This is a genomic window from Micromonospora cabrerizensis (assembly GCF_022230955.1).
Classification (GTDB): Bacteria; Actinomycetota; Actinomycetes; order Mycobacteriales; family Micromonosporaceae; genus Micromonospora; species Micromonospora cabrerizensis.
In genome coordinates this window covers 24,689-50,810 of the sequence record NZ_JAKKFI010000120.1, presented here as the reverse complement: position 1 = coordinate 50,810, position 26,122 = coordinate 24,689, and the positions used below count along the sequence as shown (strand labels likewise).

At 70.6% G+C, this 26,122-nt stretch carries 22 protein-coding genes, 1 tRNA gene and 1 pseudogene; 7 read left to right on the top strand and 17 right to left on the bottom strand.

Going from position 1 to position 26,122, the window contains the following annotated elements; translation table 11 throughout:
• The 4 genes and pseudogenes from LADH09A_RS30120 to LADH09A_RS30105 all read left to right on the top strand — a co-directional run.
• A pseudogene (locus tag LADH09A_RS30120) lies at positions 1 to 549 on the top strand (hypothetical protein); the annotation flags it as partial.
• A 59-nt stretch (positions 550 to 608) separates the two neighbouring features.
• On the top strand, positions 609 to 1,226 hold the full coding sequence (locus LADH09A_RS30115) for a tetratricopeptide repeat protein (protein WP_238649045.1): 618 nt from the start codon (positions 609 to 611) through the stop codon (positions 1,224 to 1,226).
• 23 nt (positions 1,227 to 1,249) lie between these two features.
• Positions 1,250 to 2,500, top strand: coding sequence for a glycosyltransferase (locus LADH09A_RS30110; protein WP_238649044.1), 1,251 nt, complete (start codon positions 1,250 to 1,252; stop codon positions 2,498 to 2,500).
• Between the two features lie 440 nt (positions 2,501 to 2,940).
• Positions 2,941 to 3,657, top strand: a complete 717-nt coding sequence (locus tag LADH09A_RS30105) for an LPXTG cell wall anchor domain-containing protein (RefSeq protein WP_238649043.1) — start codon at positions 2,941 to 2,943, stop codon at positions 3,655 to 3,657.
• Between the two features lie 166 nt (positions 3,658 to 3,823).
• On the opposite strand, the gene LADH09A_RS30100 is transcribed toward LADH09A_RS30105, so the two are convergent.
• Positions 3,824 to 3,897, bottom strand: a tRNA-Thr gene (locus LADH09A_RS30100).
• Between the two features lie 145 nt (positions 3,898 to 4,042).
• On the opposite strand from LADH09A_RS30100, the gene LADH09A_RS30095 reads away from it, so the two are divergent.
• On the top strand, positions 4,043 to 5,785 hold the full coding sequence (locus tag LADH09A_RS30095) for a metallophosphoesterase family protein (protein ID WP_238649041.1): 1,743 nt from the start codon (positions 4,043 to 4,045) through the stop codon (positions 5,783 to 5,785).
• Positions 5,786 to 5,888: 103 nt separating this feature from the next.
• On the opposite strand, the gene LADH09A_RS30090 is transcribed toward LADH09A_RS30095, so the two are convergent.
• From LADH09A_RS30090 to tmk, 6 genes are all read right to left on the bottom strand, one after another.
• Positions 5,889 to 6,728 (bottom strand): PSP1 domain-containing protein, encoded by an 840-nt coding sequence (locus LADH09A_RS30090; protein ID WP_238649040.1) that lies wholly within the window; start codon positions 6,726 to 6,728, stop codon positions 5,889 to 5,891.
• A 311-nt stretch (positions 6,729 to 7,039) separates the two neighbouring features.
• A complete protein-coding gene (locus LADH09A_RS30085; RefSeq protein WP_238649039.1) occupies positions 7,040 to 7,720 on the bottom strand; it encodes a hypothetical protein in 681 nt (226 codons plus the stop codon).
• Complete coding sequence (locus tag LADH09A_RS30080) at positions 7,720 to 8,025, bottom strand: hypothetical protein (protein WP_238649038.1); 306 nt, start codon at positions 8,023 to 8,025, stop codon at positions 7,720 to 7,722. Before LADH09A_RS30080 ends, LADH09A_RS30085 begins: the two co-directional genes overlap by 1 nt.
• A gap of 1 nt (position 8,026) precedes the next feature.
• Positions 8,027 to 8,356, bottom strand: a complete 330-nt coding sequence (locus LADH09A_RS30075; protein WP_007454690.1) for a YbaB/EbfC family nucleoid-associated protein — start codon at positions 8,354 to 8,356, stop codon at positions 8,027 to 8,029.
• Between the two features lie 149 nt (positions 8,357 to 8,505).
• Entirely contained in the window at positions 8,506 to 9,771 is a 1,266-nt protein-coding gene (locus tag LADH09A_RS30070; RefSeq protein ID WP_238649037.1) for a DNA polymerase III subunit delta', read from the bottom strand.
• Positions 9,771 to 11,870: a dTMP kinase gene (gene tmk, locus LADH09A_RS30065; RefSeq protein WP_308194716.1), complete on the bottom strand. Its 2,100-nt coding sequence runs from the start codon at positions 11,868 to 11,870 to the stop codon at positions 9,771 to 9,773. Before tmk ends, LADH09A_RS30070 begins: the two co-directional genes overlap by 1 nt.
• A gap of 308 nt (positions 11,871 to 12,178) precedes the next feature.
• Between tmk and LADH09A_RS30060 the strand changes: the two genes are divergently transcribed.
• Positions 12,179 to 13,387 (top strand): amino acid deaminase/aldolase, encoded by a 1,209-nt coding sequence (locus LADH09A_RS30060; protein WP_238649036.1) that lies wholly within the window; start codon positions 12,179 to 12,181, stop codon positions 13,385 to 13,387.
• 29 nt (positions 13,388 to 13,416) lie between these two features.
• Here the strand turns inward: LADH09A_RS30060 and LADH09A_RS30055 are convergent, their stop codons facing one another.
• Complete coding sequence (locus LADH09A_RS30055; RefSeq protein ID WP_238649050.1) at positions 13,417 to 14,022, bottom strand: TetR/AcrR family transcriptional regulator; 606 nt, start codon at positions 14,020 to 14,022, stop codon at positions 13,417 to 13,419.
• A gap of 226 nt (positions 14,023 to 14,248) precedes the next feature.
• On the opposite strand from LADH09A_RS30055, the gene LADH09A_RS30050 reads away from it, so the two are divergent.
• Positions 14,249 to 15,565 carry a D-arabinono-1,4-lactone oxidase gene (locus tag LADH09A_RS30050; RefSeq protein WP_238649035.1) on the top strand — a complete coding sequence of 439 codons (1,317 nt, stop codon included), beginning with the start codon at positions 14,249 to 14,251 and terminating at the stop codon, positions 15,563 to 15,565.
• Positions 15,566 to 15,580: 15 nt separating this feature from the next.
• On the opposite strand, the gene LADH09A_RS30045 is transcribed toward LADH09A_RS30050, so the two are convergent.
• From LADH09A_RS30045 to LADH09A_RS30005, 9 genes are all read right to left on the bottom strand, one after another.
• Positions 15,581 to 16,690 (bottom strand): SGNH/GDSL hydrolase family protein, encoded by a 1,110-nt coding sequence (locus LADH09A_RS30045; protein WP_238649034.1) that lies wholly within the window; start codon positions 16,688 to 16,690, stop codon positions 15,581 to 15,583.
• A 22-nt stretch (positions 16,691 to 16,712) separates the two neighbouring features.
• The gene (locus tag LADH09A_RS30040; protein ID WP_238649033.1) at positions 16,713 to 17,015 is read right to left on the bottom strand and encodes an antibiotic biosynthesis monooxygenase; all 303 of its coding nucleotides are present in this window, start codon (positions 17,013 to 17,015) and stop codon (positions 16,713 to 16,715) included.
• 6 nt (positions 17,016 to 17,021) lie between these two features.
• The gene (locus LADH09A_RS30035) at positions 17,022 to 17,684 is read right to left on the bottom strand and encodes a TetR/AcrR family transcriptional regulator (protein WP_238649032.1); all 663 of its coding nucleotides are present in this window, start codon (positions 17,682 to 17,684) and stop codon (positions 17,022 to 17,024) included.
• A gap of 157 nt (positions 17,685 to 17,841) precedes the next feature.
• Positions 17,842 to 20,685 carry a type I DNA topoisomerase gene (topA, locus tag LADH09A_RS30030; RefSeq protein ID WP_238649031.1) on the bottom strand — a complete coding sequence of 948 codons (2,844 nt, stop codon included), beginning with the start codon at positions 20,683 to 20,685 and terminating at the stop codon, positions 17,842 to 17,844.
• A gap of 423 nt (positions 20,686 to 21,108) precedes the next feature.
• Entirely contained in the window at positions 21,109 to 21,930 is an 822-nt protein-coding gene (locus tag LADH09A_RS30025) for a hypothetical protein (RefSeq protein WP_372492381.1), read from the bottom strand.
• Positions 21,931 to 21,971: 41 nt separating this feature from the next.
• Positions 21,972 to 22,514, bottom strand: coding sequence for a hypothetical protein (locus tag LADH09A_RS30020; RefSeq protein WP_238649030.1), 543 nt, complete (start codon positions 22,512 to 22,514; stop codon positions 21,972 to 21,974).
• Positions 22,515 to 22,616: 102 nt separating this feature from the next.
• A complete protein-coding gene (locus LADH09A_RS30015) occupies positions 22,617 to 24,977 on the bottom strand; it encodes a sodium-translocating pyrophosphatase (protein WP_238649029.1) in 2,361 nt (786 codons plus the stop codon).
• 315 nt (positions 24,978 to 25,292) lie between these two features.
• Positions 25,293 to 25,727, bottom strand: a complete 435-nt coding sequence (locus tag LADH09A_RS30010; RefSeq protein ID WP_172862142.1) for an ATP-binding protein — start codon at positions 25,725 to 25,727, stop codon at positions 25,293 to 25,295.
• Positions 25,727 to 26,083, bottom strand: coding sequence for an STAS domain-containing protein (locus LADH09A_RS30005; RefSeq protein WP_088986718.1), 357 nt, complete (start codon positions 26,081 to 26,083; stop codon positions 25,727 to 25,729). Before LADH09A_RS30005 ends, LADH09A_RS30010 begins: the two co-directional genes overlap by 1 nt.
• Between the last annotated feature and the right edge of the window lie 39 nt (positions 26,084 to 26,122).

Below are 26,122 nucleotides of genomic sequence, written 5' to 3'. Positions count from 1 at the left end.
TTCCAAGGCGCCCAGGGCGAGGCTGGCGCGCAAGGTGCCCAAGGCGACACCGGCGCTCAGGGCGCTCAAGGTTTCCAGGGCGCTCAAGGCGACGCAGGTGCGCAAGGCTTCCAAGGGGCCCAAGGCGCCACCGGCGCGCAAGGCGCACAAGGCGCACAAGGCTTCCAAGGCGTCCAGGGCGACGCGGGCGCTCAAGGTGCCCCAGGTTTGCAGGGCGTACCGGGTCCGCAGGGCGCCACGGGTGCCCAGGGCCCGCAAGGAGTGGCGGGCAACGGAATCCAGGCCGCCTACATTCAGGGCCCGCTGACCGTCATTGCGGACACCCCCGTTAATTTCGGGTGCGATCCCGGCGACATTGCTGTCGGAACCGGCTATCAGCTGTCGGGTGCAGGCGTCAACCCGGTGCTGATCCAGCCGCTGTCGACCAGCGGCTACCAGTTCACCTTCACCGGCGGAGGTGCCGACATTTGGTTGTCCTGCATCTCGCTCAGCGTGCCAGTGGCGTTGAATGCTCCGGCCAACACGCCGGGCCGGGCGGACGGCCAATAGCTGTGGGGCAGCCGTCGGAACAGCAAGTCGGACCGCCCCGTTACCGTCGAGGAGAAGAAATGAGCATGCGCCAAATATTCGGGTCACTCGCCTGCGGCGCGGTTCTGCTGAGCGGGGTCGCGGCATGCAGCGAGAAGCCTGCGGACAAGCCGCAAACCAGCAACAGCGACAGCGCGAACGACGGCAGCAACACCGGGGGTACGCCGGCGGACCTGCTGAAGCTGGGTGTCGAACAGGGCCAGGCCGGCAACATCGACGCGGCGAAGGCCACCTTCGAGAAGGTGGTCGCCGCCGAGGCCGGCAACAAGTTCGCCTGGTTCAACCTGGGCTTCATCGCGCAGTCGCGCAACCAGCCTGACGAGGCGATCGGCAACTACGACAAGGCATTGGCAGCTGACGCCAACTACAAGCCGGCTCTCTACAACAAGGCCATCGTCTTGGAGAGCAAGGCTCCGACGACGTCGGTAGACATCTACCGCAAGCTGGTGTCGATCGATGACAAGTCGTCAACCGCCTACCTCCGGCTCGGCATGTTGCTGTCCCAATCCGGTGACGAGGGAGCGGCGCGGGACGCCTTCAAGGCGGCGATGCGGCTGGACAAGGGGCTCACCTCAGCCGTTCCGGCGAAGTACCGCGCGACCCCTACCCCTAAGTCCTCGACACCGGCGGGTAGGTGATCGCTCCAATGCGTACACCGCGCGTGACGGTCTTCACGGGGAGCAATCGCACCCGTTTCATCGATGAATGCTTCCGGTCGATGCTCGCGCAGACCTTCACCGACTGGGAGTGGGTGGTCATTCTCAACCAGGGGTCTCGATGGCGGCCCGAGACGCAGGACGACCGAATTCGCCTCATTGTCCAGGACAACCTGAACGGCGTTGGCGCAGTGAAGGGGTTCGCCTGCGCCCAGGCTGCCGGAGAGATCCTGGTCGAGCTTGACGACGACGACCTGCTCAGCAGCGACTGCCTGCAACACATCGTTGACGCCTTCGACGCCCACCCGGCGGCGGGGTTCGTCTACAGCGACACCGCGCAGATCCAGGAGGACGGCGGTCGCTGTGAAGACCGTTTCGCGAGTTCATTCGGCTGGCAGCACTACGACGAGAAGGTGGACGGCCGCGACGTGCTGGCCTGCCGGGCGTTACCGCCGACGCCGCACAATGTGAGCTACATCTGGTACGCCCCCAACCATGTGCGGGCCTTCCGGCGGGACATCTACGAGAAGGTCGGCGGCTACGACGAGTCACTCGACGTCGCGGACGACGCCGATCTCATGGCTCGGATCTACCAGGTGAGCGAGTTCCATCACATTCAGAAGTGCCTTTATCTACAGCGAATGCATGCCAAGAACACGCAGCGCGTTCCAGATCTCAACGCCCGGATCCAGCAGCGCACTGTGGAGATCTACGACCGAAATATTCAGCAGAATGCGCTGACCTGGTCACGACGACAGGGACTTCTGGCGCTCGACCTCGGTGCCGCTCACAACAAACCGGAAGGGTATCTCGGCCTGGACTACCACGACGGGCCGAGCGTCGACATGGTCTGCGACGTTACGAAGGGAGTCGACCTTCCGGACAACAGTGTCGGGGTCATTCGGGCCGTCGATTTCCTGGAACACATCCCGGACAAAATCGCACTGTTCAACGAGTTGTACCGACTGCTCGCGCCGAACGGGATGCTGTTGTCGTTGACACCCAGCACCGACGGCCGGGGCGCCTACCAGGATCCGACGCACGTGGCGTTCTACAACGAGAACTCGTTCTGGTATTTCACGGACGCCAACTATTCTCGGTTCGTACCAGAAATAAAGTGCCGATTCCAGTCGTCGCGCCTGGTCACGTACTTCCCGAGTGAATGGCACAAGAAGCACAACATCCCGTACGTCTCAGCGAATCTCATCGCGATCAAGAACGACGCCCTACGCAACGGTGGTCCGCTGAACATATGATTGATCGGCCGCGCAGGGCGGGAGGCCCCATCGTTGTCGACTGTTACCCGATGACGCCGCTCGCCAGGAAACTCACGCAGACGGCGTGACCGGGGACCGCAGGCCGAGCTGCTGCTCGGCGTCTCAGGCCTCGAACCGCTCCACCTCCGAGAACCCCAGCTTCACCGCGAGACGCATCGAGCTGACGGTGAGGGCTTGGGTGGTAATCACACTCGGCGACCCGCCTCCACCTGCCCCGAGTGCCGGCAAGCTCGTCCACAACTCCGCTCACGAAATGATCTCTACTGCGGGTCTTTTATCCCTTGTGGAGGGGTTCGAGCAGTGATGTCGCCCAGGGGATTTGCTCATTGCTCAGTTCACGGCCGCCCATTACTTCTTGTCTTTCCGTTCATTGACGGTAATATCCCCGTGTTTTGACGTGACACGGGGAGGAAGACCACATGCGATCGAAGACCCTGGCTGGCGCCCTCATAGCGCTGGCCTTTCTGATTCCGGCCGCGCCGGCTGTGGCTCAGACCGAATCGCCCAGGCTGGGCGCAGCCTGCCAGACGGACGAGCGCAAGGTGTACCTGGACATCCGCAAGCTCGTCACCTTCGACCTGGACACCGCCAACGATGGGGAGCTGCGGCTGCTGGCCTACCGGATCCTGAACGAGGCAGACGCCAAAGAGTTCCCCGTTCTGCCCGATGCCCTACGGAAGCGGCTGGAGGGCACCACGGACGATCTCCGCGCGTACCTCAAGACGGACGTGCAGAAGGCCTGGTTGACGGATCTGCGGGTCTCGGTGGGCCGGACGATGACGGACGCCGGCACCAACGTGATGGCGGCCGCGCAGAAGGTCCTCGACGAGGCGGCCGTCGACGCTTACCTGGCCTACCTGAACGACGGCTTCTACGCCGCACGTGCGCTCGACTGCGCGTCACCGACACCGAGCGCCACCCCCAGTGTCACGCCCAGCGCGACGACGACCGCTGTGCCGACCCCCACCTCCTCCGCCAGCCTGGCCGCTCCCGGTGGCGAAGGTGGTGAGGGCGGTGGTCTGCCCGTGACCGGTGCCAACACCGCGACCGTGGCCGGCATTGGCGGTGCGCTTCTGCTCCTCGGCGGCGTGGGCTACCTGATCGGACGGCGACGCCGTTCCAGCTTCGTGGCATAGCAACCCGACGCGCCCGGCTCGACGCTTCGTCGGGCCGGGCGCGTCGGCGCTGTCATGGTGAGGCGGGGGCGGTGCAACGGACGCCGGGTCACGCCTCGGCGTGGCGGCGGCATGGTTGAGCTTGGAAATGGCGAAGCCCAGGTCGATGACCTGGGCTTCCGTGCCGAGCCGCCTGACGGAATCGAACCGTCGACCTACGCATTACGAGTGCGTCGCTCTAGCCGACTGAGCTAAGGCGGCAACGATCAGCAAGTGTACGGCACCACCCGCCCACCGCTCGAACGGGATACCCCTGTCGGATCCCGCCGTCGCCAACCGGACATCGGCCGCCATCTAGCCGTTTACCGGACAGCGGATGATCGGGTGCGGGACTACGCTGCGGCGGGTGAGCGACGAACGCGACGATTCCCCCCACCAGGAGCGTCCTGCCCACCCGCCGGGCGGAGAACGCGCCGCCCACCGTCCGCGCAGCACCGACCCGCTGGAGCTGGGCTTCACGCCGCGCAAACCGGTGCCGTGGCTGGCGCCGTTCCTGCTGATCAGCACGGGCATCCGTACGCTGCTGGCCGTGCTCTTCGGGGCGTACCTGGACAAACGCGAGTTGCAGAACGCGTTCGGCGACGGCGTCTTCCGCCAGGTCGGGCCGGACGGCGGGCTGTGGCTGGACTACGTGGCCGATCTGGGCGACGGCTTCAACGCCACCTACTCGGTGGCGTACCTGCTGGCGCAGCCGGAGCTGACGGTGGACGGGCATCGGCTGCCCCGGGCGCAGACCCTGGTGATGGGCGGCGACCAGGTCTACCCGTCGGCGGCCTACGCCTCGTACGAGGACCGGTGCAAGGGCCCCTACCAGGCCGCGCTGCCGGTCGCGCCGCCCGAGAAGCCCACGCTCTTCGCGGTGCCGGGCAACCACGACTGGTACGACGGCCTGACCGCTTTCCTGCGGCTGTTCGTCCGCTCCCGGGACCGCAACTTCGCCGGGTGGGGCACCGGGCAGTCACGGTCGTACTTCGCGGTGGAGCTGCCGGCCGGCTGGTGGCTGCTCGGCGTGGACGACCAGTCCGGCTCGTACCTGGACGACCCGCAGTTGGCCTACTTCGACGAGGTTGCCCGGCAGCTCGGCCCGGAGTCGAAGGTGATCATCGCGGCGCCGGCGCCGACCTGGGTCAAGGCGGCCGACAACCCCACGGCGTACGACTCGATCGACTACTTCATCCGGACGATCATCGACCCGACCGGGGCGCGGGTGCGGCTGCTGCTCTCCGGCGACCTGCACCACTACGCGCGCTATTCCGGGCCGGACCGGCAACTGATCACCTGCGGCGGCGGCGGGGCGTACCTCTACCCCACGCACAAGCTGCCCGAGCGCATCGAGGTGCCACCGCGGGACACGCTGGCCCGCCGGGCCAGCTCGGCCCAGCCGTACGACCTGGTGGCCCGCTACCCGGACGCGGCCCGCTCCCGGCGCTACGGCTGGGGCATCTTCCCCCGGCTGCCGTTCCGCAATCCCGGCTTCACGACGCTGCTCGGCACCCTGCACACCCTGCTGATGCTGGCCATGGCGGGTGCCACCGCGAACTGGGCCGACAGCACCAACCAGCGGCTGTTCAGCGTTCCCCTGGTGTTGATGGTGCTCGTGACGGTGCTCGCGGCGATCCTCTTCGCCAAGCCGCCCAGCGCGAGCGGCAAACGCCACGCACGGCACGGCATCCTCGGCGTCAGCCACGGCGTGGCGCACGTGGCCCTGGCGGCGGCCGGCACCTGGGCGTGGTTGGCGCTGCCGTTCTACGACTGGCCGTGGCCGTTGCCGGCGGTCGCCGCGGCAGTGCTCTACGGCCCGGTGATCGGCCTGGTGGCCAGTCAGCTGGTGGCGGCGTACCTGCTGGTGGCGGGCTCGTTCGGGGTGAACGTCAACGAACTCTTCGCCGGGCAGGGCATCGAGGACTCGAAGGTGTTCCTGCGGCTGCGCATCGACCCGGACGGCACGCTGACGATCTACCCGATCGCGGTGGACCGGGTTTCCCGCGACTGGCAGGTGAACCCCGACCAGTCCCCCACGCAGAGCTGGCTGACCCCGAAAACCCGCCTGACCCCCCGCCTACCCGAACCCCCCACAGTCCTGCGCTAACCCACCCCCACCCAGAGCCGCCCGTTGATCATGAAGTTATTGCCCCGACACGCCGATCTGGCTGGCAATAACTTCATGATCAACGGGGATGGCGGGGGCCGGGTCAGGGGGTGTAGTGCTGGTCGTGGGCTTGGCGCGGGGCGCAGACGGAGGCGCGGGAACAGGAGCAGCGGGAGCCGTCGGCGTCGAGCCGGACCGTCACCGCGTCGCGCGGGACGCTGTGACCGACCACCCGGCCCTCGCCCTCGGGTGTGGAGACCCGGCTGCCAACTGCCGGGGCGGTCTCCTGGAAGCGCTGGTACAGGGGATGTTCGTACTTCAGGCAGCACATCAACCGGCCGCACGCGCCGGAGATGCGCAGCGGGTTCAGCGGCAGGTCCTGGTCCTTCGCCATCCGGATGGTCACCGGCTCGAAGTCGGTGAGGAACGTCGCGCAGCACAGGTCCCGACCGCAGGAGCCGATGCCGCCCTGCACCCGCGCCGAGTCACGCGCGGAGAGCTGACGCAGCTCGACCCGGCAGTGCAGGGTGGCGCCCAGGTCGCGGACCAGGGAACGGAAGTCCACCCGGTGCGGTGCGGTGAAGTAGACCGTGCTGCGCTCGCCGCCGCCCTCGGCGGAGCCGAGCACGTGGTCGACGGCCACCACCTTCATCGGCAGGCCGTGCGAGCGGATCAGCCGCTTGGCGGCCACCTTGGCCTCGGCCTTGCGGCGACGCAGCGCCTCGTCCCGGCGGAGGTCGTCGTCGACGGCCAGCCCCACCAGGCGGGGAAAGCCGTCGGTTTCCTCGGTCACCCACTGGGCGGCCCACACGCACTCCGCCACCTCGGGCCCGTCGTCGGTGGGCACCAGCACCTTGTCGCCCACCTGCGGGCGCAACTCGCCGGGGTCGAGGTAGTAGAGGCGCCCGTACCGGTTGAAGCTGACCGCGCAGAGCATGCCCATCCCCCCACCCTACGACGGTCCCGGGCCGAGGGGCACGTCGGCCGTCGCCAGACGACTACGCCCCGCTGCCATTCATGACCGTCGACTTGACCTATTGCCGGGCGGCCCGACGTGCCGTTGCTCCTCGCCCGGACGGTTGATTCCGGGCCTGGGCAGGAGACAAGACGCGCCTTGAGGCGTTGAGTGGAGGCATACCTGCGGGGGGTGCAGGGGGAAGACCACGGCGTCGCCGTGGGGCCGGCTCAGGTCAGGCGCCCGCGAGCGACGCCGTGGCCTGTCCGGGACCTGGTGGCCCCGGCCGGAGGATCTGGCTACCAGCCGACCCGGGTGGGCTGGTCGTAGTGGGGCCGCCCGTCCGTCGGTGGCCGCCACGCCGCCTCGGCGAGGCTCGGCGCCCACTGACGCAGCAGCGTCTCCGCGCCGTCGTACGCGACGCACAGCACCGCCAGCACCCGCGCGGCGATCTCGGCGGCGTCGGCCACACCGGGCCCGATCGGCCCGGGGCGTGTCGACACACCGGCGGCGGTGGCGGCGACCACGGCGACCGCCTCGGCCGAGCGGAGCACGTCGGCCAGCGTCCGGGCCAGGGCGAGACGGCTGCCCTCCACCCAGTCGGCGAGCGCGTCGGCGTACCCGGCCGTGGATTCGAGTCGCCCGACCAGGCTGTCCGGCCCCTCGTCGAGGTGGCGCAGCAGTGCCGCCCGCTGCTGCCCGTACGCCGTGGCGGCCGGGCCGGACCAGAGCACCGCGTCGGTGAGCGCGGCGGAGACGTCGTCGTACCCTCGGACGAGCCGGCGCACCGCGTGCCCGGCACCGGCGAGCGGCGCGGGGTGGAGATCGAGGAAGCCACGGACGGCGTCGCCCGGCAGCACCTGCATCCGGCGCAGCAGTGGCCAGACCCGGTGCCCCTCGGGGACACCCGCGGCGATCAGCGCGTCCACCCGGCGCAGCAGGTCGAGGCCGGGCTCGGCAAGCCGGTCCAGCGCGTCCATCAGGGCTCCCCGGCGAGCCGGCGACGCGCCGCCCGGTCGACCTCGGCATAGCGGTCGGCGGCCTCCCGCACCGCCGCGGCGGCGGTGGCCAGTCGACCGGCGGCGGCGCGGGCCTCGCGCGCCCGGTCGTCGGTGGCGGTGGTCCACTGCCGGTGCAGCGCGCGGCCGATCTCGCCGGGGCGACCCGGGGCGTCGGCGCCGAACGCGGCCTGGGCCGGGTCGGTGGCGGTGACGGTGCGCGAGACGGCGGTGAGCGTCGCGCTCGCCTCGTCCAGCCGGGCGGAGAGCGCGCGCAGTGTGTCCATCTCAGGCTCCCGCGAGCGGTCGGTAGGCGGCGAACGTCTCGTTGTGCAGCTTTTCCCGGGCCCACTCGGCGGCGTCGGCCGCCGCGGTGACCGCGGCCTGCACGGAGCCGGCCACATCCCGGGGGCTGCGGGTGTGCAGCGGCCCGAGGAAGCGGACGTCGGTGATGCGCCCACCAGCGGTGACCACCACCTCGACCAGGCCGTCCGGCGACCGGACGGTCACCTCGACGGTGGACACCGCCTGGTCGAACTCGGCCTGGAGCGACTCGATCCGGCGATAGCGCCGCACCGCCTCCTCGATCCAGGCTTCGTCGATCTCCCCCCGCGGCATCGGCCGACTCCTCCCCCCGGGTGACCCCTCACTCAGCGTGCCGCCACCGTCACCACGGCACACCGGACCGTACCGCACAGCAATTGCGCGTGTCGATGCCTGTGGATGACCAGTCCGGCGAGCGGGACCACGGCCCCCGAAGGTGCGGGTCAGCCCTTCCAGAGGGCGAGCATCATCGCCTCGACCGCGATCCGCGGTTTGACGTTCGCCTCGATCGCCGCCCGGCAGGCGAGCACGGCCTCCAACCGCCGCAGCGACCCCTCGGCGTCCCACTTCTGCGCGCCGGCGCCGGCCAGTGCGGCGGTGTCGGTGTGCACCGGGGCGACGGGCGCGCGCAGCGCCATGGTGAGCGCGTCCCGGTAGAAGCCCGCCAGGTCGACCAGCGCCCGGTCGAGCGCGTCCCGCTGGGCCCGGGTGGCCCGGGACTTCTGCCGCTTCTCCAGCTCCTTGAGCTGGCCGGCGGCACCCCGGATCGCACCGGACGCGCCCCGCCCGGTGCCGCCCGCGCCGAGCGCGGTCTCCAGTGCCGCCCGCTCGGTCGTGTCGGATTCGGTGACCGACGCCTCGGCCTCCGCCTCGGCCGCCTCGATCAGCGCGGACGCCGCGTCGAACGCCGCGCCGACACCGGTCAGCCGGCGCGGCACCGCGAGCACCGCCTCGCGCCGTTTGCGGGCCTCCGGGTCGCGGGCCAGGCGGCGGGCCCGACCCACGTGCCCCTGCGCGGCCGCCGCCGCCCACTGCGCCACGTCGGGCGCGATGCCGTCCCGACGGACCAGCACCTCGGCCACCGCGGTGGCCGGGGGCTGCCGCAGGGGTACGACCCGACAGCGCGACCGGATGGTCACCGAGATGTCGTCCGGGTGGGTGGACGGGGCGCAGAGCAGGAAGACCGTACGCGGGGGAGGCTCCTCGATCGCCTTGAGCAGCGCGTTGCCGGCAGCCTCGGTGAGCCGGTCGGCGTCCTCGATGACGACCACCTGCCAGCGCCCGCCGGACGGGGTGCTGGCCGCGCGGAGCACCAGCGCGCGCATCTCGTTGACGCCGATGGAGAGCCCTTCCGGCACCACCAGTCGGACGTCGGCGTGGGTGCCACCCGTGGTGGTGCGGCAGCCGGGGCACTCGCCGCAGCCGGTGCCGTGCACGCACTGGAGTGCGGCGGCGAAGGCCCGGGCGGCGACCGAGCGACCGGAGCCGGGCGGCCCGGTGAAGATCCAGGCGTGCGTCATCCCGGCGGACGGGTCCACCCCGTCGGGCGCGCTCGCGGGCTCGGCGGCGCCGGCCGGGCCGGCGGCGACCAGCGCGGGTGCCCGGTCGGCGGCGCCGGCGCGCAGCACGGCTGCCGCGGCGGCGGCGGCCCGGCGCAGCTCGGTCACCGCCTCGTCCTGACCAACGAGGTCGGCGAAGACGTCCGGCATCAAGTCTTGTGCTCCATCGTCACAAGCTCCGCGTCGGATAACTCAGGCTGCACCGACGTGTCCGGGCCCTGCGCCGGCCGGGGGTGCACGATGCCGCCCGGCTTGCCGAGCATCTCCTCGACCCGGCGGACCACCTGCCGGTTGATCTCCTCGACCGACCGGGACGCGTCGAGCACCAGGTAGCGCTTCGGGTCGGCGGCGGCGAGGTCCAGGAACGCGTACCGGACCCGCTCGTGGAAGGCGACCGACTCGGCCTCCAGCCGGTCCGTGCCGGTGTTGCGCGAGGCCACCCGGGACAGGCCGGTCTTCGGCTCGACGTCCAGCAGCACCACCAGGTCGGGCTTGAGCCCACCGGTGGCCCACGAGGAGAGCCAGGAAACCTCGTCGACCGGGAGTGTCCGCCCGGCCCCCTGGTATGCCAGGGACGAGTCGACGTACCGGTCGCTGATCACCACGCCGCCCCGGACCAGCGCGGGCCGGACGACGGTGGCCACGTGGTGTGCCCGGTCGGCGGCGTAGAGCAGCGCCTCGGCGCGCGGCGACGGCGCGTCGTCGCCGGAGGTGTCCAGCACGAGCGACCGGATCCGTCGACCGACGCCGGTCGCCCCCGGCTCGCGGGTGACCACGACCTCGCGTCCGTGACCGCGCAGCCGCTCGGCGAGCGCGGTGAGCTGGGTGGACTTGCCCGCACCCTCGCCACCCTCGAAGACCACGAAGAGCCCGGCGGAGACGAACGGCTCGGCCGGCATCAGCGGACGGCCCCGGATGGATCCCCAGAGGTCGGCGAGGACCGGCACGCCCTTCTTGTCGTCCATCTGGCCGAAGGCGCTGATCCCGGCGAAGATGCCGGCGGCACCGGCGGCGAGCAGCAGCAGTCGGGTGGAGGACACGGAGATGCCGAGGTCGGCGATGGTCAGCTTGCGAGAGCCGCCGACACCGACCAGCAGGCTGCTCAGCCCGATGGCCAGGATCAGCACCAGCCGGGTGCCGATCTGCACCACGGCGAAGACCCGGCCGCGCACCTCGTCCTTGATCTCGCCACCGAGCAGGGTGGTGCCGGCCAGGAAGGCCATGCCGGCACCGGTACCGACAAGTACCGCGCCGACGATCGCCATGGACAGGTGGATGGCGAAGGCGAGGGTCATCACGGCGGCGCTGGCCAGCACGATGCTCATGCCGAACCACCGCCGCCGGGACATCTCCTTGACGACCATCGGGCCGAGGCCGATGCCGAGCGCCAGGCCGATGAAGATGGCGCCGAAAAGCAGGAAGAAGGCGGCGTCGCCGGCGCCGAGCGAGGCGGCGAAGAACTTGGCAGTGCCGATCACGATGCCGCCGCCGGCGAACGCGCCGAAGATGCCGAGCACCAGGCCGCGGACGAGCCGGGTCTGGCCGATGTACTTCCAGCCCTCGGCGAACTGCCGGAACATGCTCTTTTCGGCACGCTCGGTCTCACCGCGTTGCGCCGCGCTGATCTCCTTGATCCCGAACGCCACCACGAGGGCGGTGGCCAGCCGGGAGAAGGAGTTGACCCAGAGTGCGAGTTGGGCGGGCTCCGCCCAGCCGAGGTCACCGCCGGGGACGAGGGCCCGGACGCTGCGGTCGAGCGCCGCGGCCACCAGCGCCGCGAGGATCGGGGTGAGGCCGTACGTGGTGATCAGCGTGAGCTGGTTGGCCGCCTCCAGCCGGGCGCGCGGGATCAGGTTGGGAACCGCGGCCTCCTTGGCCGGGATCCAGATCAGGGTGATCGACTCGATCAGGAAGGTGGCGACGGTCGCCCAGAGGACCACCAGTCCGCCATTGGCGCCGGCCAGCGCCACGATCGGGATCGAGGCGAAGAGCACGAAGCGGAGCAGGTCGCAGATGACCATCGTCCAGCGTCTGTCGAACCGGTCGGCGAGCACGCCGGCGATCGGCCCGAGCACCAGCGCGGGGAGCAGACGGATCGCGATGACGACACCGAAGGCAGCGCCCTTGGCGGTGCTGCCCTGGACCTGGGACGCGGCGAAGACCGAGGTCGCCAGCAGGCCGAGCCAGTCACCGAAGGAGGCCGCGCCGAGCACGATCCAGAGCCGGCGGAACGGCCGGATGCGCAGCACGGAGCGGATGGCGGCGTAACCGGACGGATCAACCTGACCGCCGTTGGGCTGCTTGGCGGCGTTGCCCGACTGGTCGCCCGAGCGCGACACGCCGGGCGACTCGCCGCTGTTCTGGCTTTCGATGGCCGTACCTCCACGTGCCGGCCCATCGCTGGGCACCTCCGGTGGAACACTCTAGACCCGGTGGGGGGCCACCCCACGGGCGACATTCTCCTGCTCGCTGAGCCTAGGCCGCCGGAGCTACCGGCCGCAGCCCGGACGTACGCGAGGGTATTTCGCATTCTCCGTCGGACAGTTAGCGTGCACACGTGGCCATCGAAAGCGACAAACTTCGCGAGCGCCTGGATCGGGCAACCGCACACCTCGACCCGCCGTACGCGGTGGTCGACCTCACCGCCTTCGACGCCAACTCGGCCGCCCTGGCCGACCGCGCCGCCGGCAAACCGCTCCGGCTGGCCAGCAAGTCGGTCCGCTCCCGGGAGTTGATCGACAGAGCGCTCGCCCGACCCGGCTGGCGGGGAGTGATGGCGTTCACCCTCCCCGAGGCGATCTGGCTGGTCCGCGCCGGTGTCAGCGACGACGTGCTGGTCGCGTACCCGAGCGTGGACCGGGCGGCACTCGCCGAGCTGTCCGCCGACCCGGCGCTGGCCGCCGCGATCACCCTGATGATCGACGGCACCGGGCAGCTCGACCTGATCGACGACGTCCGCGCCCCCGGGCAGCGCGCCGAGCTGCGGCTCTGCCTGGATCTGGACGCCTCCTGGCGGCCGATGCGCGGGCGGGTGCACGTCGGCGTCCGCCGCTCACCGGTGCACAGCGCACGGGCCGCCGGCGCGCTCGCCGCCACCATCGCCGGGCGGCCGGGCTTCCGGCTGGCCGGGCTCATGTCGTACGAGGCGCAGATCGCCGGCCTGGGCGACGCGCCGCCGGGGCGGACGCTGCTGGCGGGCGCGATCAGGCTGGCCCAGCGCGGGTCGTACCGCGAGTTGCTGGCCCGCCGGGGTGCGGCGGTGGCCGCGGTACGCGAGCACGCCGACCTGGAGTTCGTCAACGGCGGCGGCACCGGCAGCGTGGCGGCGACCAGCGCCGATCCCGCGGTCACCGAGGTCACCGCGGGATCGGGCCTGTACGGGCCGACGCTGTTCGACGCGTACCGCGCCTGGCGGCCCACCCCGGCGGCGTTCTTCGCCTGTGCGGTGGTCCGCCGGCCGACGCCGGAGTTGGCGACGGTGCTCGGTGGCGGCTGGATCGCCTCCGGCCCGGCCGCCGACAGCCGGTTGCCCCGACCGTGGCTGCCGGCCGGGCTCAAACTGGTCGGCAGCGAGGGCGCCGGCGAGGTGCAGACCCCGTTGTCCGGTGCGGCCGCGGCCACCCTCCAGGTCGGCGACCGGGTGTGGTTCCGGCACGCCAAGGCTGGTGAGCTGTGTGAACGGGTCAACGAGCTGCACCTGGTCGAGGGGGACGCGGTGGTGGCGACCGTCCCGACCTACCGGGGCGAGGGGCAGGCGTTCCTCTGACCCGCCCACCCCGGGCCCGCGAGCAGGGCTCAGGCGGGCTGGGCCGCCTCGGTCGGTTGCTCGGCGATGGCCCGACCGCTGTCCGGGCCGTCGACCTGGCGATGCAGGTACTCCCGGATCAGCGCCTTCGCCTCCAGCAGCACCCGCTCGTCGCCGTCGGACCTGCGCCGGAACGCGAGCTTGATCAGCGCGTCCGCCGCCTCGACCGCGATCTCCAGGACGAAGCGCAGCTTCGGTACGTCGGTGAGCCCGAAACGCTCGGTGAGCACCCGGGCCAACTGGTCGGCGATCACGCCGTTGTTGTCCCGCTGCTCGTCGAGCAGGTGCAGGTCGACCACGTCGCCGAAGTGCAGGGTACGGAAGCCCGGGACGGTGCGGTGCATCGTGATGTACTCGTCGATCCCCGCGTCGACGCCGTCCCACCAGTGGGTCATCTCGTCGGAGGCGAACCGCTCGTCGAGGCGCTGGAGGTAGGACTCCATCGTTCGCAGGGTCAACGCCTGCACGATCGCCCGTTTGTCCGGGAAGAACTGGTAGACCGACCCGATCGCCACTTCGGCCCGTTCGGCGAGCAGGGTCGTGGTCAGCCCCTCGTACCCCACCTCGTCGACGAGTTCGGCGCAGGCATCCAACATGCGCTGTACCCGCGCGACACTTCGACCCTGCACCGGTACGCGGCGCAGCGGCCCGGTCGTGGCGGCTGGTGTGGACACTCGGTGCCACCCCCCTTCGACGGATGAACATATCTATACGTCACGAGTCCGTGACTACCGGTACAACGAGCGGATCGCAATTGCGGTATTTACCAGGTAGAACGTTCCTGATATGAAGTCAGTTCATATTCATGAATGAGGAGCGCGCATGGTCGGCACCGCATCGCTCACCGCCAAGTGGTCCAACTGGGCCGGCAACCAGCGTGGCAGCGCCACCGCCATCCTGCGCCCCGGCTCGCCGACCGAGGTCGCGGAAGCCGTCCGATCGGTCGCGGCCGACGGTGGTCGGATCCGGGTCACCGGCAGCGGCCACTCGTTCACCGCCGTCGCGCTCGCCGACGACCGCCGGATGGAGCTGTCCGAGCTGGACACCGTCGTCAGCGTCGACGTAGCCCACCGACTGGTCACCGTACCGGCCGGAATGACCCTGCACGCGCTCAACGGCCTGCTCGCCCGGCACGGCCTCGCGCTGCCGAACCTCGGCGACATCGACGCACAGACGGTCGCCGGGGCGATCTCCACGGGCACCCACGGCACCGGCGCCGGCTACGGGTGCCTGTCCACCTTCGTGGAGGCGGTCACCCTGGTCACCGGCACCGGCGAGGTGCTGCGCTGCTCCGCCGACGAGAACCCCGACGTCCTCGCCGCCGCCCGGGTGTCACTCGGCGCGCTCGGCGTCCTGGTCGAGGTCACCCTGCGCTGCGTGGACGCCTTCGTCCTGCACGCCCACGAACGTCCGGCCGAGATGGCCGACGTGCTCGGTGACCTGCCCACCCTTGTCGGCGCGCACGACCACGTCGAGTTCTACTGGTTCCCCTACACCTCCCGGGTGCAGGTCAAGACCAACGACCGGGTACCCGCCAACGACCGGCCACTGCCCCGCTGGCGCGGCTGGTTGGACGACGACTTCCTGTCCAACACCGTCTTCGCGGGCGCCTGCCGCCTCGGCCGCGCCATGCCCGCGCTGGCACCGGGGATCAGCGCGGTCTCCGCCCGCGCCCTCACCGAACGCCACTACACCGGCCGCTCGGACCGGGTGTTCTGCACCCCGCGCCGGGTCCGCTTCGTGGAGATGGAGTACGGCCTGCCCCGCGAGGCGCTGCCCGAGGCGCTCGCCGCCCTCCGGCGGATCGTGGACGGGCTGCCGTTCAAGGTGCTCTTCCCGGTGGAGGTGCGCTTCACCGCCGCCGACGACATCTGGCTCTCGCACGGCTACGGGCGGGACAACGCCTACATCGCCGTACACCAGTACGTCGGAATGCCGTACGAGCCGTACTTCCAGGCCTTCGAGAAGGTGGCCGCCGAGCTGGGCGGACGCCCGCACTGGGGCAAGCTGCACTACCGCGACGCGGCCTCGCTGGCCGACGCGTACCCCCGCTTCGCGGACTTCCAGGCCGTCCGCGACCGGCTGGACCCGCACCGGGTCTTCACCAACCCGCACCTGACCCACGTCCTCGGGGTCTGACGGCGTCGACGGAGGCTAGAGCGCGAGGTCGTCCAGGTCGACGGCACCGGCCATGGCCTCGGCGCCCCTGTCGTTCAGGTGCATCCCGTCGCCGCTGTCCAGAGCCGGGTGGATGCGGTCGGGGGCGTCCGGGTTCGCTACGGCCCGTGCCACGTCGAACACGGAGTCGAAGGTGTCGGTCGTGCGGATCCAGTCGTTCACCTCGCGCCGGACGGCAAGACCCTCCGGCGTGCTGATGCCGGCGCCGCCGAAGGGACCGATGGTGGCGGCGAGGATCCGCAGGCCGGCGCCGTGGGCACGGTCGGCCAGGGCGCGGAAGCCTTCGACCAGCTCGCCGGCGGTGACGGGAGGTTCGCCCAACATGCCGGGAAGACCGAGGTCGTTGATGCCGAAGTGGACCAGGACATGGGTCAGGGCCGGCATCGAGAGGACGTCCCGGTCGAAGCGGGACAGAGCGTGTTCGCCGACACCGTCGCGCAGCAGGCGGTTCCCGGCGATGCCCTGGTTGACGGTCCAGCCGCGCTTCAGCCTGCGGTTGAGGTAATCGACCGAGCGATGGTTTGCGCTCGTCGTGGTGCCGACCCCCTCGAACCAGGAGTCACCGAAGGCCACGGCGACCGCGGTGCCCGGTGCGGCGAGCACGTCGACACCGGTGACCGCGAACCTGGCCTCGACCTGCTCGGTCCACGGGAGAGTGGGAGACGTGACCTGGTTGCCGGCGGCGACGCGAGCCACCTCCGCTGGTTTGTGGGAGTGGGTGACCAGCCCGGTCCTCTCGGGAAAGTAGAGGCTCAGGACCAGATCCGCGCCAGCCGCGACGGGAAGGGCGACCGGGTCCGTGACGACCTCTGCGCCCGCCGGGATGACGCAGCGCTCGGCGCCGCCGAAGGCGAGCGCGGCCTGACGGTGACCGACGGCCACCGCCGCCGCCCCGACCGTCAACGGGGTGTGTCCGAAGCGGTTCGTCAGCCGTACGCGGAAAGCCTCTCCGCCGCCGGCCAGGTGCAGCACCTGACGAACGGTCTGGTCGGCGAAGCCACGGGGTTCGCTGAACTGGAGCTGTTCGTGGGGGCTGATGACCGCGGTACGGAAACCGGCTGCCCAGATCATGGTCGTACCATCCACCGCTCGCACCACGCCGCGGCCGTCACGCGCCCACCTCGCCGGTCGTGGTGCCCTCCTCGCTGCTGATCACCGCGTCGATCAGCGAGAAGAACGCCTGGATGCCGGGCCGGTCACCGCCGCGACGCCGGGACTCGGCGAAGTCCTCGGACGATGCCCAGAAGACGATGTCCAGCCATTCGTCGTTCGCCAGTCGGATCAGTCGCGCGCCGAGGAAGCCGGCACGGTCGGTCTCGAAGTCGCGCAGCATCGCCGGCCGCGCGGCCAGCAGCGCCTCGGCGCGCCCCGCGGACGCCCGGAAGCGGGTGATCTCGACGGTGGTGGTCATCGTTCCTCAATCCGTTCGGGTGTGGGGCTCCGCGGACGCCGGGACGCCCAGCGTCAGCCTGAGCTGGGCCAGCAGGACGTCGCGGAATTCCGCGGGCATCGGCCTGGGTTCGCGCTGGACGCGAAAGATGATCAGACCGGCCAGCGCCGAGAGCAGAAGATCCGTCACCGTCTCGGCGTCGTGGGTCGGCGTGAACGCACCCCGCTCGACGCCCTCCCGCACGGCGGCCAGGAAGGGTGCCCGGTAACGCGTCTGCACCTCGGCGCTGTAGGCGCGGAGTTCGTCGTCGCGCATCGCGGACCGCCAGAACTCGACCAGAACCTGCCTGGTGCGCTCCGAGTTGTGCAGACTCCGGTCCGCCAGCGCGACCAGTCGTCGCCACGGGTCGGCTTCGGCGGCGGACACCGCCCGCAGGGCATCGACCTCCCGGTCGGTGAACACCCGCATGGCCTCGATGACCATGTCCTCGCGCGAACCGAAGTAGGTCTGGAGGGTACTGATCGCCACCCCGCCGGCCGCCGACACGTCCGCGAACCGCGTGTTCTCGTATCCACGGACGGCGAGCACGTCCGCCACGGCGTCGAGAACAGCGCTCCGCTTCTCGCCGCCGGCACGCCTCCTGCGGGTGATCGTGACCTCGGCGGGCACGGGCTCGCGGCTTGCCGGCATGGTCATACGGTACGGCGGTACCGGTGAGATCGCGAATACCTCGCCTCGCTGGTGACCCGGAACACCACAAAAAAGATCTTGGACAGTTTCCGTCCTGTCTGAACGGAAACTGTCCAAGATCTGGAGCGCTGGTACAGCGCCAGAAAGATCAGACGGCCTACTCCGTGCTGGTGGCCGCCTTGCGTGGGGCGGCCTTCTTCGCCGGGCCCTTCTTGGCCGCCGCCTTGGCCGTCGTCGCCTTGGCCGTCGTGGTCTTCTTCGCGGCCGTGGACTTGCTGGCGGCAGCCGTCTTCTTCGTCGCCGTGGCCTTCTTGGCGGGGGCCTTCTTCGCCGCCGCCTTCTTCCGCGGCGCCGGACCCTTCGCCCGCTTCTCGGCCAGCATCTCGGACGCTTCCTCGATGGTCAGCGCCTCGGGGGTCTGCCCGCGCCGCAGCGACGCGTTGAACTCCCCGTCGGTGACGTACGGACCGAACCGACCGTCCTTGATCACCATCGGCTTCTCGGTCGCCGGGTCCACGCCCATCTCGCGCAGGGGTGGCGCCGCCGCCCGCCGTCCACGCGCCTTCGGGGCGGCCAGCAGAGCCAGCGCCTCGTCCAACGTGACGGTGAACATCTTGTCCTCGGAGTCCAGCGAACGGAACTCCTCGCCCTGCTTGACGTACGGGCCGTAGCGGCCGTTGTTGGCGAACACCTCGACGCCGTCCGGGGCGACACCGATCAGCCGGGGAAGGCTGAGCAGCTTGAGCGCCTCCTCCAGGGTCAGCGAGTCCGGCGTCTGCGTCCGCAGCAGCGACGACTTGCGCTCACCGCTGGACACGTACGGGCCGAACCGGCCGGACTTGAGCACGATCGGCTCGCCGGTGGCGGGGTCGTCGCCGAGCTTGCGCTCGCCGCTGCCGCCGAGGAACAGCTCGTGCACCTTCTCCGGCGTCAGCTCGTCCGGGGCCAGGCCCTCGGGGATCGGCGCCCGGTCGCCCTGGGAGCCGCCCTCCTCGCCCTCGGCAGCCGGTGCCGGCTGCTCGCCGCCGGGCAGTTCCCGTTGCAGGTACGGCCCGTACCGGCCGACCCGCACCACGACCTCGCGGCCGTCGTCGTCGACGAAGAGCGGGATGGAGTTGACGCTGCGGGCGTCGATGTCGCTGAGGTTCTCGGTGACCAGCTTCTTGAGCCCACCGGAGCGGGCGATGTCCTGGTCGCCGGCACCGTTGGAGCTGCCGAAGTAGAACGCGGTGAGGAAGTCGACCGCCGCGTGGTCACCGCCGGCGATCTCGTCCAGCTCGTTTTCCATCGTGGCGGTGAAGTCGTAGTCGATGAGGCGGGGGTAGTGCCGCTCCATCAGGCCGATCACCGCGAAGGCCAGGAAGGTCGGGATCATCGCCTGGCCGCGCTTGGTGACGTACCCCCGGTCCTGGATCGTCTGCATGATCGACGCGTAGGTCGACGGGCGGCCGATGCCCAGCTCTTCCAGGGCCTTGACCAGCGACGCCTCGGTGTAGCGCGACGGCGGCTGGGTGTGGTGACCCTGCGCGGCCAGCTCGTCGGCGGTCAGCTTCTGGTCCTTGACCAGGGTCGGCAGCCGGCGCTCGGCGTCCTCGGCCTCGGCGTTCTCGTCGTCGCTGGACTCGACGTACGCGCGCAGGAAGCCCGGGTCCGTGATCGTCTTGCCGGTCGCGCCGAAGTCGGCTTCCTCCTGGGAGGTGGAGACCGCCCGGATCCGCACCGAGACGCTGGAGCCGACCGCGTCGGTCATCTGCGAGGCGATGGTCCGCCGCCAGATCAGCTCGTAGAGCTTGAACTCCTCGGTCGACAGCTCCTTGGCCACCTCGCCCGGGGTGCGGAAGTTGTCCCCCGCCGGGCGGATCGCCTCGTGCGCCTCCTGCGCGTTCTTCACCTTGCCGGTGTAGCGACGCGGCTCCGGCGGCACACTGCGCTCGCCGTACAGCTCGACGATCTGTCGGCGGGCCGCCGAGATGGCGGTCTCCGACAGGTTCACCGAGTCGGTACGCATATAGGTGATGTAGCCGTTCTCGTAGAGCCGCTGCGCGGTGCGCATCGTCTGCTGCGAGGACAGGCGCAGCTTGCGGGCCGCCTCCTGCTGGAGGGTCGAGGTGATGAACGGCGCGTACGGGCGACGACGGTAGGGCTTCTCCTCGACCCGGGTGACGGTGAACGGCCGTCCGTCGAGTCGGGCCGCGAGACCGCGGGCGCCACTCTCGTCGAGGTGGACCACCCCGGCGCCGGCCCGGACCCGACCGGTCGTCGGCTCGAAGTCCTTACCGGTGGCGATCCGGTCGCCGTTCAACGCGATCAGGGTGGCGTTGAAGGCACGCGGGCCCTCGCCGGCGTTGGCCACGGCGAGGGTGGCCAGGATGTCCCAGTATTCGGCGGTGCGGAAGGCCATCCGCTGCCGCTCCCGCTCGACCACGATGCGGGTCGCCACCGACTGCACCCGGCCCGCCGAGAGCCTCGGCATGACCTTCTTCCACAGCACCGGGGAGACCTCGTAGCCGTAGAGCCGGTCGAGGATCCGCCGGGCCTCCTGGGCGTCGACCAGGTCGCGGTCGATCTCCCGGGGGTTGGCCACGGCCGCCTGGATCGCCGGCTTGGTGATCTCGTGGAAGACCATCCGCTTGACCGGGACCTTGGGCTTGAGCGTCTCGACCAGGTGCCAGGCGATGGCCTCGCCCTCGCGGTCCTCATCCGTCGCCAGGAAGATCTCGTCGACTTCCTTGGCCAGCTTCACCAGCTTGCTGATCTGCTGCCGGCGATCGGCCGAGACGACATAGAGCGCCTGGAAGCCGTTGTCCACGTCCACCCCGAGGCGGGCCCAGGGCTCCTTCTTGTATTTGGCCGGCACGTCGGCGGCGTTGCGCGGCAGGTCGCGGACGTGACCGAAGCTGGCCTCCACGACGTACCCCGGGCCAAGGTAGCCCGAGATCGTCTTGGCCTTCGCCGGTGACTCGACGATGACCAGACGGGTGGTTCCAGCTTCGTTTGGCACGTCTCTCCCCGACCTCACTCCTGCTCGTGGCCTTCCGGCGCCCGGACAGCGACCGCTTTCGACCCCGCCGTCGCACCGGCGGTCCGGATGTCCAACGTAACGCGCCGCCCGCGTTTCGGGTTTCGCGGGCCGCAATCCGCTTCGACGCGGCGATGGACGCCGCCTCGCCGCGTTCGGCACTGCCGGACGGCGCCACCGTACACCGTGGGTAGGGCTCGAAGCGGGTCACTGTGACGATGGCGGGCTGACGACCGAGGTCCAACGCGCCCGTCCACCGCCTGAATCAACCCGCCAGCTGTCCGGCACCGGACACCGGAAGCCCTCACCCCAGCCGGGTCGATCAAGGACTTGTGGTGGGCGTTTTAACCCCGGACGAGAAGTACGTCCACCAGCACAAATCCAAGATCGACGCAGAGCGGAGGGTCAGGTCGGCCAGGCTTGTGGGGGTGCCGCTTGCGGGGGCTCGCCGACCAGCTCAGCCAGCCGGGCGAGCCGGCGCCGGCCGGTGATCCGGTAGGCGGGGCCGCCCTCGCTCGGGTTCAACAACGTGCCGGCGAGTCCGGCGGCGGCGAGCGCCACGCCGATCCGCTCCCAGCACTCCTCCTGGTCGTCCGCGCCGAGCCGCAGTAGAAGAGCATCCGGAGGCTCGGGCGTGCCGGCGGCGGCCAGCCACAACCGCAGCCGCCGGCCGGTCAGATGAAAGGTGGCCGGCGGGCGTTTCGCCGAGCCGTGCAGCCAGGCGGCCGCGAGCGGCTTCAACACCCGGGTGTACGACGTACGGACGGCGTGTCGCTCGCCCTCGGTCGGCGCCCAGCTCGCCGCCAGCCCCCGCGCCGCCAACTCGGCGACGAGCACGTGCACCCGCCACGCGGCGTCCACCTGCACCGACAGGCGGGCGGTGCCCCCCATTCGCACCACCTCGCCCGGCCCGGCGAGCAGGCCGGCCAGGTCGGCGACCGTCGGTTCGGCCGCCTCCGCCCCGAAGAAGACAAGTTGCCGCCCCGCGTCGTCACCCTGCGGCGTGCCGTTCCGGATCTGGCCGTTCCGGGTCTGGCCGCTCCGGGTCGGGCTGTTTCGAGGGGGCGAGCCGTTCTCCGGCGAGTCATCCTGAGCCGGGCCGTTCCGGGAAGCGCCGCCACGCCGGCGCGAGGGCTCGGACGCGTCCGACTCGGGTGCGGGGAACAGCGCCGGGGGCGGCTCGGGTGCGGGGAACAGCGCCGGGGGCGGCTCGGGTGCGGGGAACAGCGCCGGGGGCGGCTCCGCCTTCCCGGTGTCACCGAGCCCGCTCAGCGACACTCCGGCACCTCGTCGAAGGCCTGTTTCAACTCCTCGGAGTTGAGCTTGCTGGTGTCCAGCGCGCTGGCGTCGTACTCCTTGTTGAGGGTCTCCACCGCGGCCCGCACGCCGTCGTAGAAGGCGGTCGGCTCGCCGGTGCCCAGACCGTCGATGGTGTCCCGGGCCCGGCCGTAGGCGTCCCGCATCTTCCCCAGTGAGCTGCGGAAACCGGCGGAGATCGCCTCACCGTTGTCGGTCTCCGGGACGCCCGCCTGCTCCACCTTGCGGCGAGCGGCCTCGCTGGCCTTCTCCGCCCCACCGAAGAGCCGCACCAGGTTCTCCTTGGCCTGCGCCGGCGTGGTCTGCGCGGTCATCTGCTCGTCGGTGCTGCTGGTCAACTTGCTGATCTCGGAACGCCACGGCGTGAGCGCGCCGCAGACCGAGGCCGCCCAGGCCCGTGGGCTGGGACCCCCGCCGCAGCCGGCGAGCACGACGACGATCGTGGCCAGGACCACCGTGAACTTTCCGGCGGCAGACGCCCGGCACGTACGCATGCGTTGCAGCGTACGGCCTTTGGCCAGGTGTGGCACCGGTCCGGACGGCCGGGGTCCCCGGTCGACGTGGACGTCGACCGGGGACCCCGGGCCGTTGACGGGTCAGGCGTTGATCGTCTCCGGACGGTGGCCTGCGCTGCCGGCACCGGTGTTGCCGTCGGCGTCGGAGTCGGACATCGCGATGCCCTTGCGCTTGCTGAACACCACCGACGCCACGATGATCAGCGTCGCGACCAGGGCGATGCCGACCCGCAGGCCGACGTTGCGCTCGTCGCCGACGCTCCACGCCACCACGGCGGGAGCGATCAGGAGCGAGACCAGGTTCATCACCTTGATCAGCGGGTTGATCGCCGGACCGGCGGTGTCCTTGAACGGGTCACCGACGGTGTCGCCGATGACCGTGGCGGCGTGCGACTCGGAACCCTTGCCGCCGTACGCGCCGTCCTCGACCAGCTTCTTGGCGTTGTCCCAGGCCCCACCGGAGTTGGACAGGAACACCGCCATCAGGGTGCCGGCACCGATCGCACCGGCCAGGTACGCCGCGAGCGCGCCGGGCCCGAGGCCGAAGCCGACCGCGATCGGCGCCAGGATGGCCAGCAGGCCGGGGGTCATCAGCTCGCGCTGAGCGTCCCGGGTGCAGATGTCGACGACCTTGCCGTACTCCGGGCGCTGGGTGTAGTCCATGATGCCGGGCAGTTCACGGAACTGCCGGCGGACCTCCATGACCACGGCACCGGCCGAACGGGACACCGCGTTGATGGCCAGCCCGGAGAAGAGGAAGACCACCGCCGCCCCGATGATCAGGCCGACCAGGTTGCGCGGGTTCGCCACGTTCAGCGCGTTGAGGATCTCGTTGCCGACGTCGTTTACGCCAGCCGTCGCGTACGCGCTGGTGAGCGTGTCGGTGTACGAGCCGAACAGCGCGGTCGCGGCGAGGACCGCCGTGGCGATCGCGATGCCCTTGGTGATCGCCTTGGTGGTGTTGCCCACCGCGTCCAGCTCGGTGAGCGTACGGGCGCCGTGCTCGTCGATGTCGCCGGACATCTCGGCGATGCCCTGGGCGTTGTCGGAGATGGGCCCGAAGGTGTCCATCGCGACGATCACACCGACCGTGGTGAGCAGACCGGTGCCGGCCAGTGCCACCGCGAACAGCGACAGCGTGATGGAGCTGCCACCGAGCAGGAACGCGCCGAAGACGCCGGCGCCGATCAGCAGCGCCGAGTAGACGGCCGACTCCAGACCGATGCTGATGCCGGCCAGGATCACGGTCGCCGCGCCGGTCTGCGAGCTCTTGCCGATGTCCTGCACCGGCCGCCGGTTGGTCTCGGTGAAGTAGCCGGTCAGCGCCTGGATCGCGGCGGCCAGCACGATGCCGATCACCACCGCGCCGATGGCCACCAGTCGCGGGTTGCCGGGGGCGTCGGTGAGGCCGTCGTCGAACTCGCCGAAGGTCGCCGGCAGGTACGCGTAGGCGGCGATCGCCACCAGCACCGCGGAGAGCACCGCGGACAGGTAGAACGCCCGGTTGATCGCGGTCAGGCCACTGCGGTCGGACGCGCGCAACCGGGTGATGAAGACGCCGACGATCGCGATCAGCACGCCGATGGTGGAGATGATCAGCGGGAAGACCAGGCCCTCCTCGCCGAACGCGGCGCGGCCGAGGATCAGTGCGGCGACCAGCGTCACCGCGTACGACTCGAACAGGTCGGCGGCCATGCCGGCGCAGTCACCGACGTTGTCGCCGACGTTGTCGGCGATGGTGGCGGCGTTGCGCGGGTCGTCCTCGGGGATTCCCTGCTCGACCTTGCCGACCAGGTCGGCGCCGACGTCGGCGGCCTTGGTGAAGATGCCGCCGCCGACCCGCATGAACATCGCGAGCAGCGCGGCACCGAAGCCGAAGCCCTCCAGCACGGTCGGCGCGTCACCCCGGTAGACGAGGACGACGAGCGCGGCGCCGAAGAGGCCGAGGCCGACGGTGAGGAAGCCGACGACACCACCGGTCCGGAACGCGATCTTCATGGCCGCTTCGCGGCCACCTTCGCGCTCTCTCGCCGCTGCGGCCACGCGCAGGTTGGCGCGGGTGGCCAGCCACATGCCGGCGCCACCGATGAAGGCGCTGAACAGGGCACCCACCACGAAGAAGACCGAACGACCGATCTTCACCGCCAGCTCGCTGCCGTCGGTGTCGTGCACCGGCAGCAGGAAGAGCAGCACCACGGCAACGACAACGAAGATCGCCAGGGTGCGGAACTGGCGGAGCAGGTAGGCGGAGGCGCCCTCCTGGACGGCCCCCGAGATCTCCTGCATCTTCTCGGTGCCCTTGCCGGCGGCCAGCACCGTTTTAGTCAGGGCGGCAGCGAAACCGAGCGCCACCAGCGCGACTACCGCGGCGATGACGACGTAGGTGACATTGCTTCCGGTAAGGGAAAGCCCGCCGCCGTCGGCGGCCAAGGTCTCGGACATCTGTGTCCTCCTGTTACCGAACACTCGCGCCGGTGAGTGGAGACGCACTGACCGACGCCTGATTGCGGACTCGCAAGCGCGCGCCAACCCACCAGCGGACCAGCGATGAACACCCATACCCGCTGGCTGCGGGATGGATCACTTGCTGACAACCCGGGTACTGTAGCCCTCCACAGTGTCGGAGGTCACACGCAGGTGCCGCCGTGTCGCGATGATCTTCGTCGCTGTGTTATGAAACGAAATCTGATATAGGGCCCCATCCATGCGACAAGGCCGCACCCCCAACAGGGGATGCGGCCCACGAACGGGAACGGGTCAGTGGCCGACCGGCCACACCATCCGCACCTCGGTGCCGATGCCCTCGTCGACCGGGCGCACCTGCAGGTCCTCCACGAAGCCGGCGAGCAGCGCGAACCCCACTCCGGTGGTCAGCGCCTCGTCGGTCAGCGACTCGTTGGCCAGCTCGTCCGGCGGCAGCGCGGTCAGCCCGATGCCAGCCTCGATCGGCGCCCGGTCCACCACCCGCACCGCGTACGAACCGCCGTCGGACATCTCCACCAGCACCGGATCGGCCAGGCCGTACTGCCGGTGCAGGGCCACGGCCCGGGTGCACGCCTCGCCGATGGCCAGGCGCACCTCGTCGAGCAGGTCCTCCCGGACCCCGGCACGCCGGGCGACGGCGACGCCGACCAGACGGGCGGTGCGCACGTGCACCGGGGCGGGCGAGAAGGAGAGCTTGACGGTCGCCATCACGCGCCGGCGCCCGCCGGGTCGGCGCTGATCGCCGCGTCGACCGTCGGGTGCAACGGAAACACCTGGTCCAGTGCGGTGATCCGGAAGATCTTGAGCAACGGCTCCTTGTCGCAGACCAGGGCGAACGAGCCGCCGGCCGAGCGCAGCCGCTTGAGCGCGCCGACCAGCACGCCCAACCCGGTGGAGTCGAGGAAGTCCACGCGACCGAGGTCGACCACCACGTGACGGGCGCCACCGTCGATCAGTTCGAGGAGTCGTTCGCGGAGCCGGGGCGCGGTGTAGACGTCCACCTCACCACCGACCTCGAGCACCGTGTGCTCGCCCACGGTGCGCGTCGCCAGCGACAGCTCCATCGGTCCTCCTCGCCAGAGCCGTAAACTCTCGTGGGCATC

Excerpts from the sequence above, each read along its gene's own strand:
- LADH09A_RS30015 (WP_238649029.1), bottom strand. The coding sequence starts at position 24,977 with ATGTCCGAGACCTTGGCCGCCGACGGCGGCGGGCTTTCCCTTACCGGA.
- LADH09A_RS30115 (WP_238649045.1), top strand. The coding sequence starts at position 609 with ATGAGCATGCGCCAAATATTCGGGTCACTCGCCTGCGGCGCGGTTCTG.
- LADH09A_RS30040 (WP_238649033.1), bottom strand. The coding sequence starts at position 17,015 with ATGACCACCACCGTCGAGATCACCCGCTTCCGGGCGTCCGCGGGGCGC.
- LADH09A_RS30070 (WP_238649037.1), bottom strand. The coding sequence starts at position 9,771 with ATGCCGGACGTCTTCGCCGACCTCGTTGGTCAGGACGAGGCGGTGACC.
- LADH09A_RS30075 (WP_007454690.1), bottom strand. The coding sequence starts at position 8,356 with ATGCCGCGGGGGGAGATCGACGAAGCCTGGATCGAGGAGGCGGTGCGG.
- LADH09A_RS30010 (WP_172862142.1), bottom strand. The coding sequence starts at position 25,727 with ATGGCGACCGTCAAGCTCTCCTTCTCGCCCGCCCCGGTGCACGTGCGC.
- LADH09A_RS30050 (WP_238649035.1), top strand. The coding sequence starts at position 14,249 with ATGGTCGGCACCGCATCGCTCACCGCCAAGTGGTCCAACTGGGCCGGC.
- LADH09A_RS30020 (WP_238649030.1), bottom strand. The coding sequence starts at position 22,514 with ATGCGTACGTGCCGGGCGTCTGCCGCCGGAAAGTTCACGGTGGTCCTG.
- LADH09A_RS30090 (WP_238649040.1), bottom strand. The coding sequence starts at position 6,728 with ATGGGCATGCTCTGCGCGGTCAGCTTCAACCGGTACGGGCGCCTCTAC.
- LADH09A_RS30035 (WP_238649032.1), bottom strand. The coding sequence starts at position 17,684 with ATGCCGGCAAGCCGCGAGCCCGTGCCCGCCGAGGTCACGATCACCCGC.
- LADH09A_RS30055 (WP_238649050.1), bottom strand. The coding sequence starts at position 14,022 with ATGTTGGATGCCTGCGCCGAACTCGTCGACGAGGTGGGGTACGAGGGG.
- LADH09A_RS30005 (WP_088986718.1), bottom strand. The coding sequence starts at position 26,083 with ATGGAGCTGTCGCTGGCGACGCGCACCGTGGGCGAGCACACGGTGCTC.
- LADH09A_RS30105 (WP_238649043.1), top strand. The coding sequence starts at position 2,941 with ATGCGATCGAAGACCCTGGCTGGCGCCCTCATAGCGCTGGCCTTTCTG.
- LADH09A_RS30080 (WP_238649038.1), bottom strand. The coding sequence starts at position 8,025 with ATGGACACACTGCGCGCGCTCTCCGCCCGGCTGGACGAGGCGAGCGCG.
- LADH09A_RS30085 (WP_238649039.1), bottom strand. The coding sequence starts at position 7,720 with ATGGACGCGCTGGACCGGCTTGCCGAGCCCGGCCTCGACCTGCTGCGC.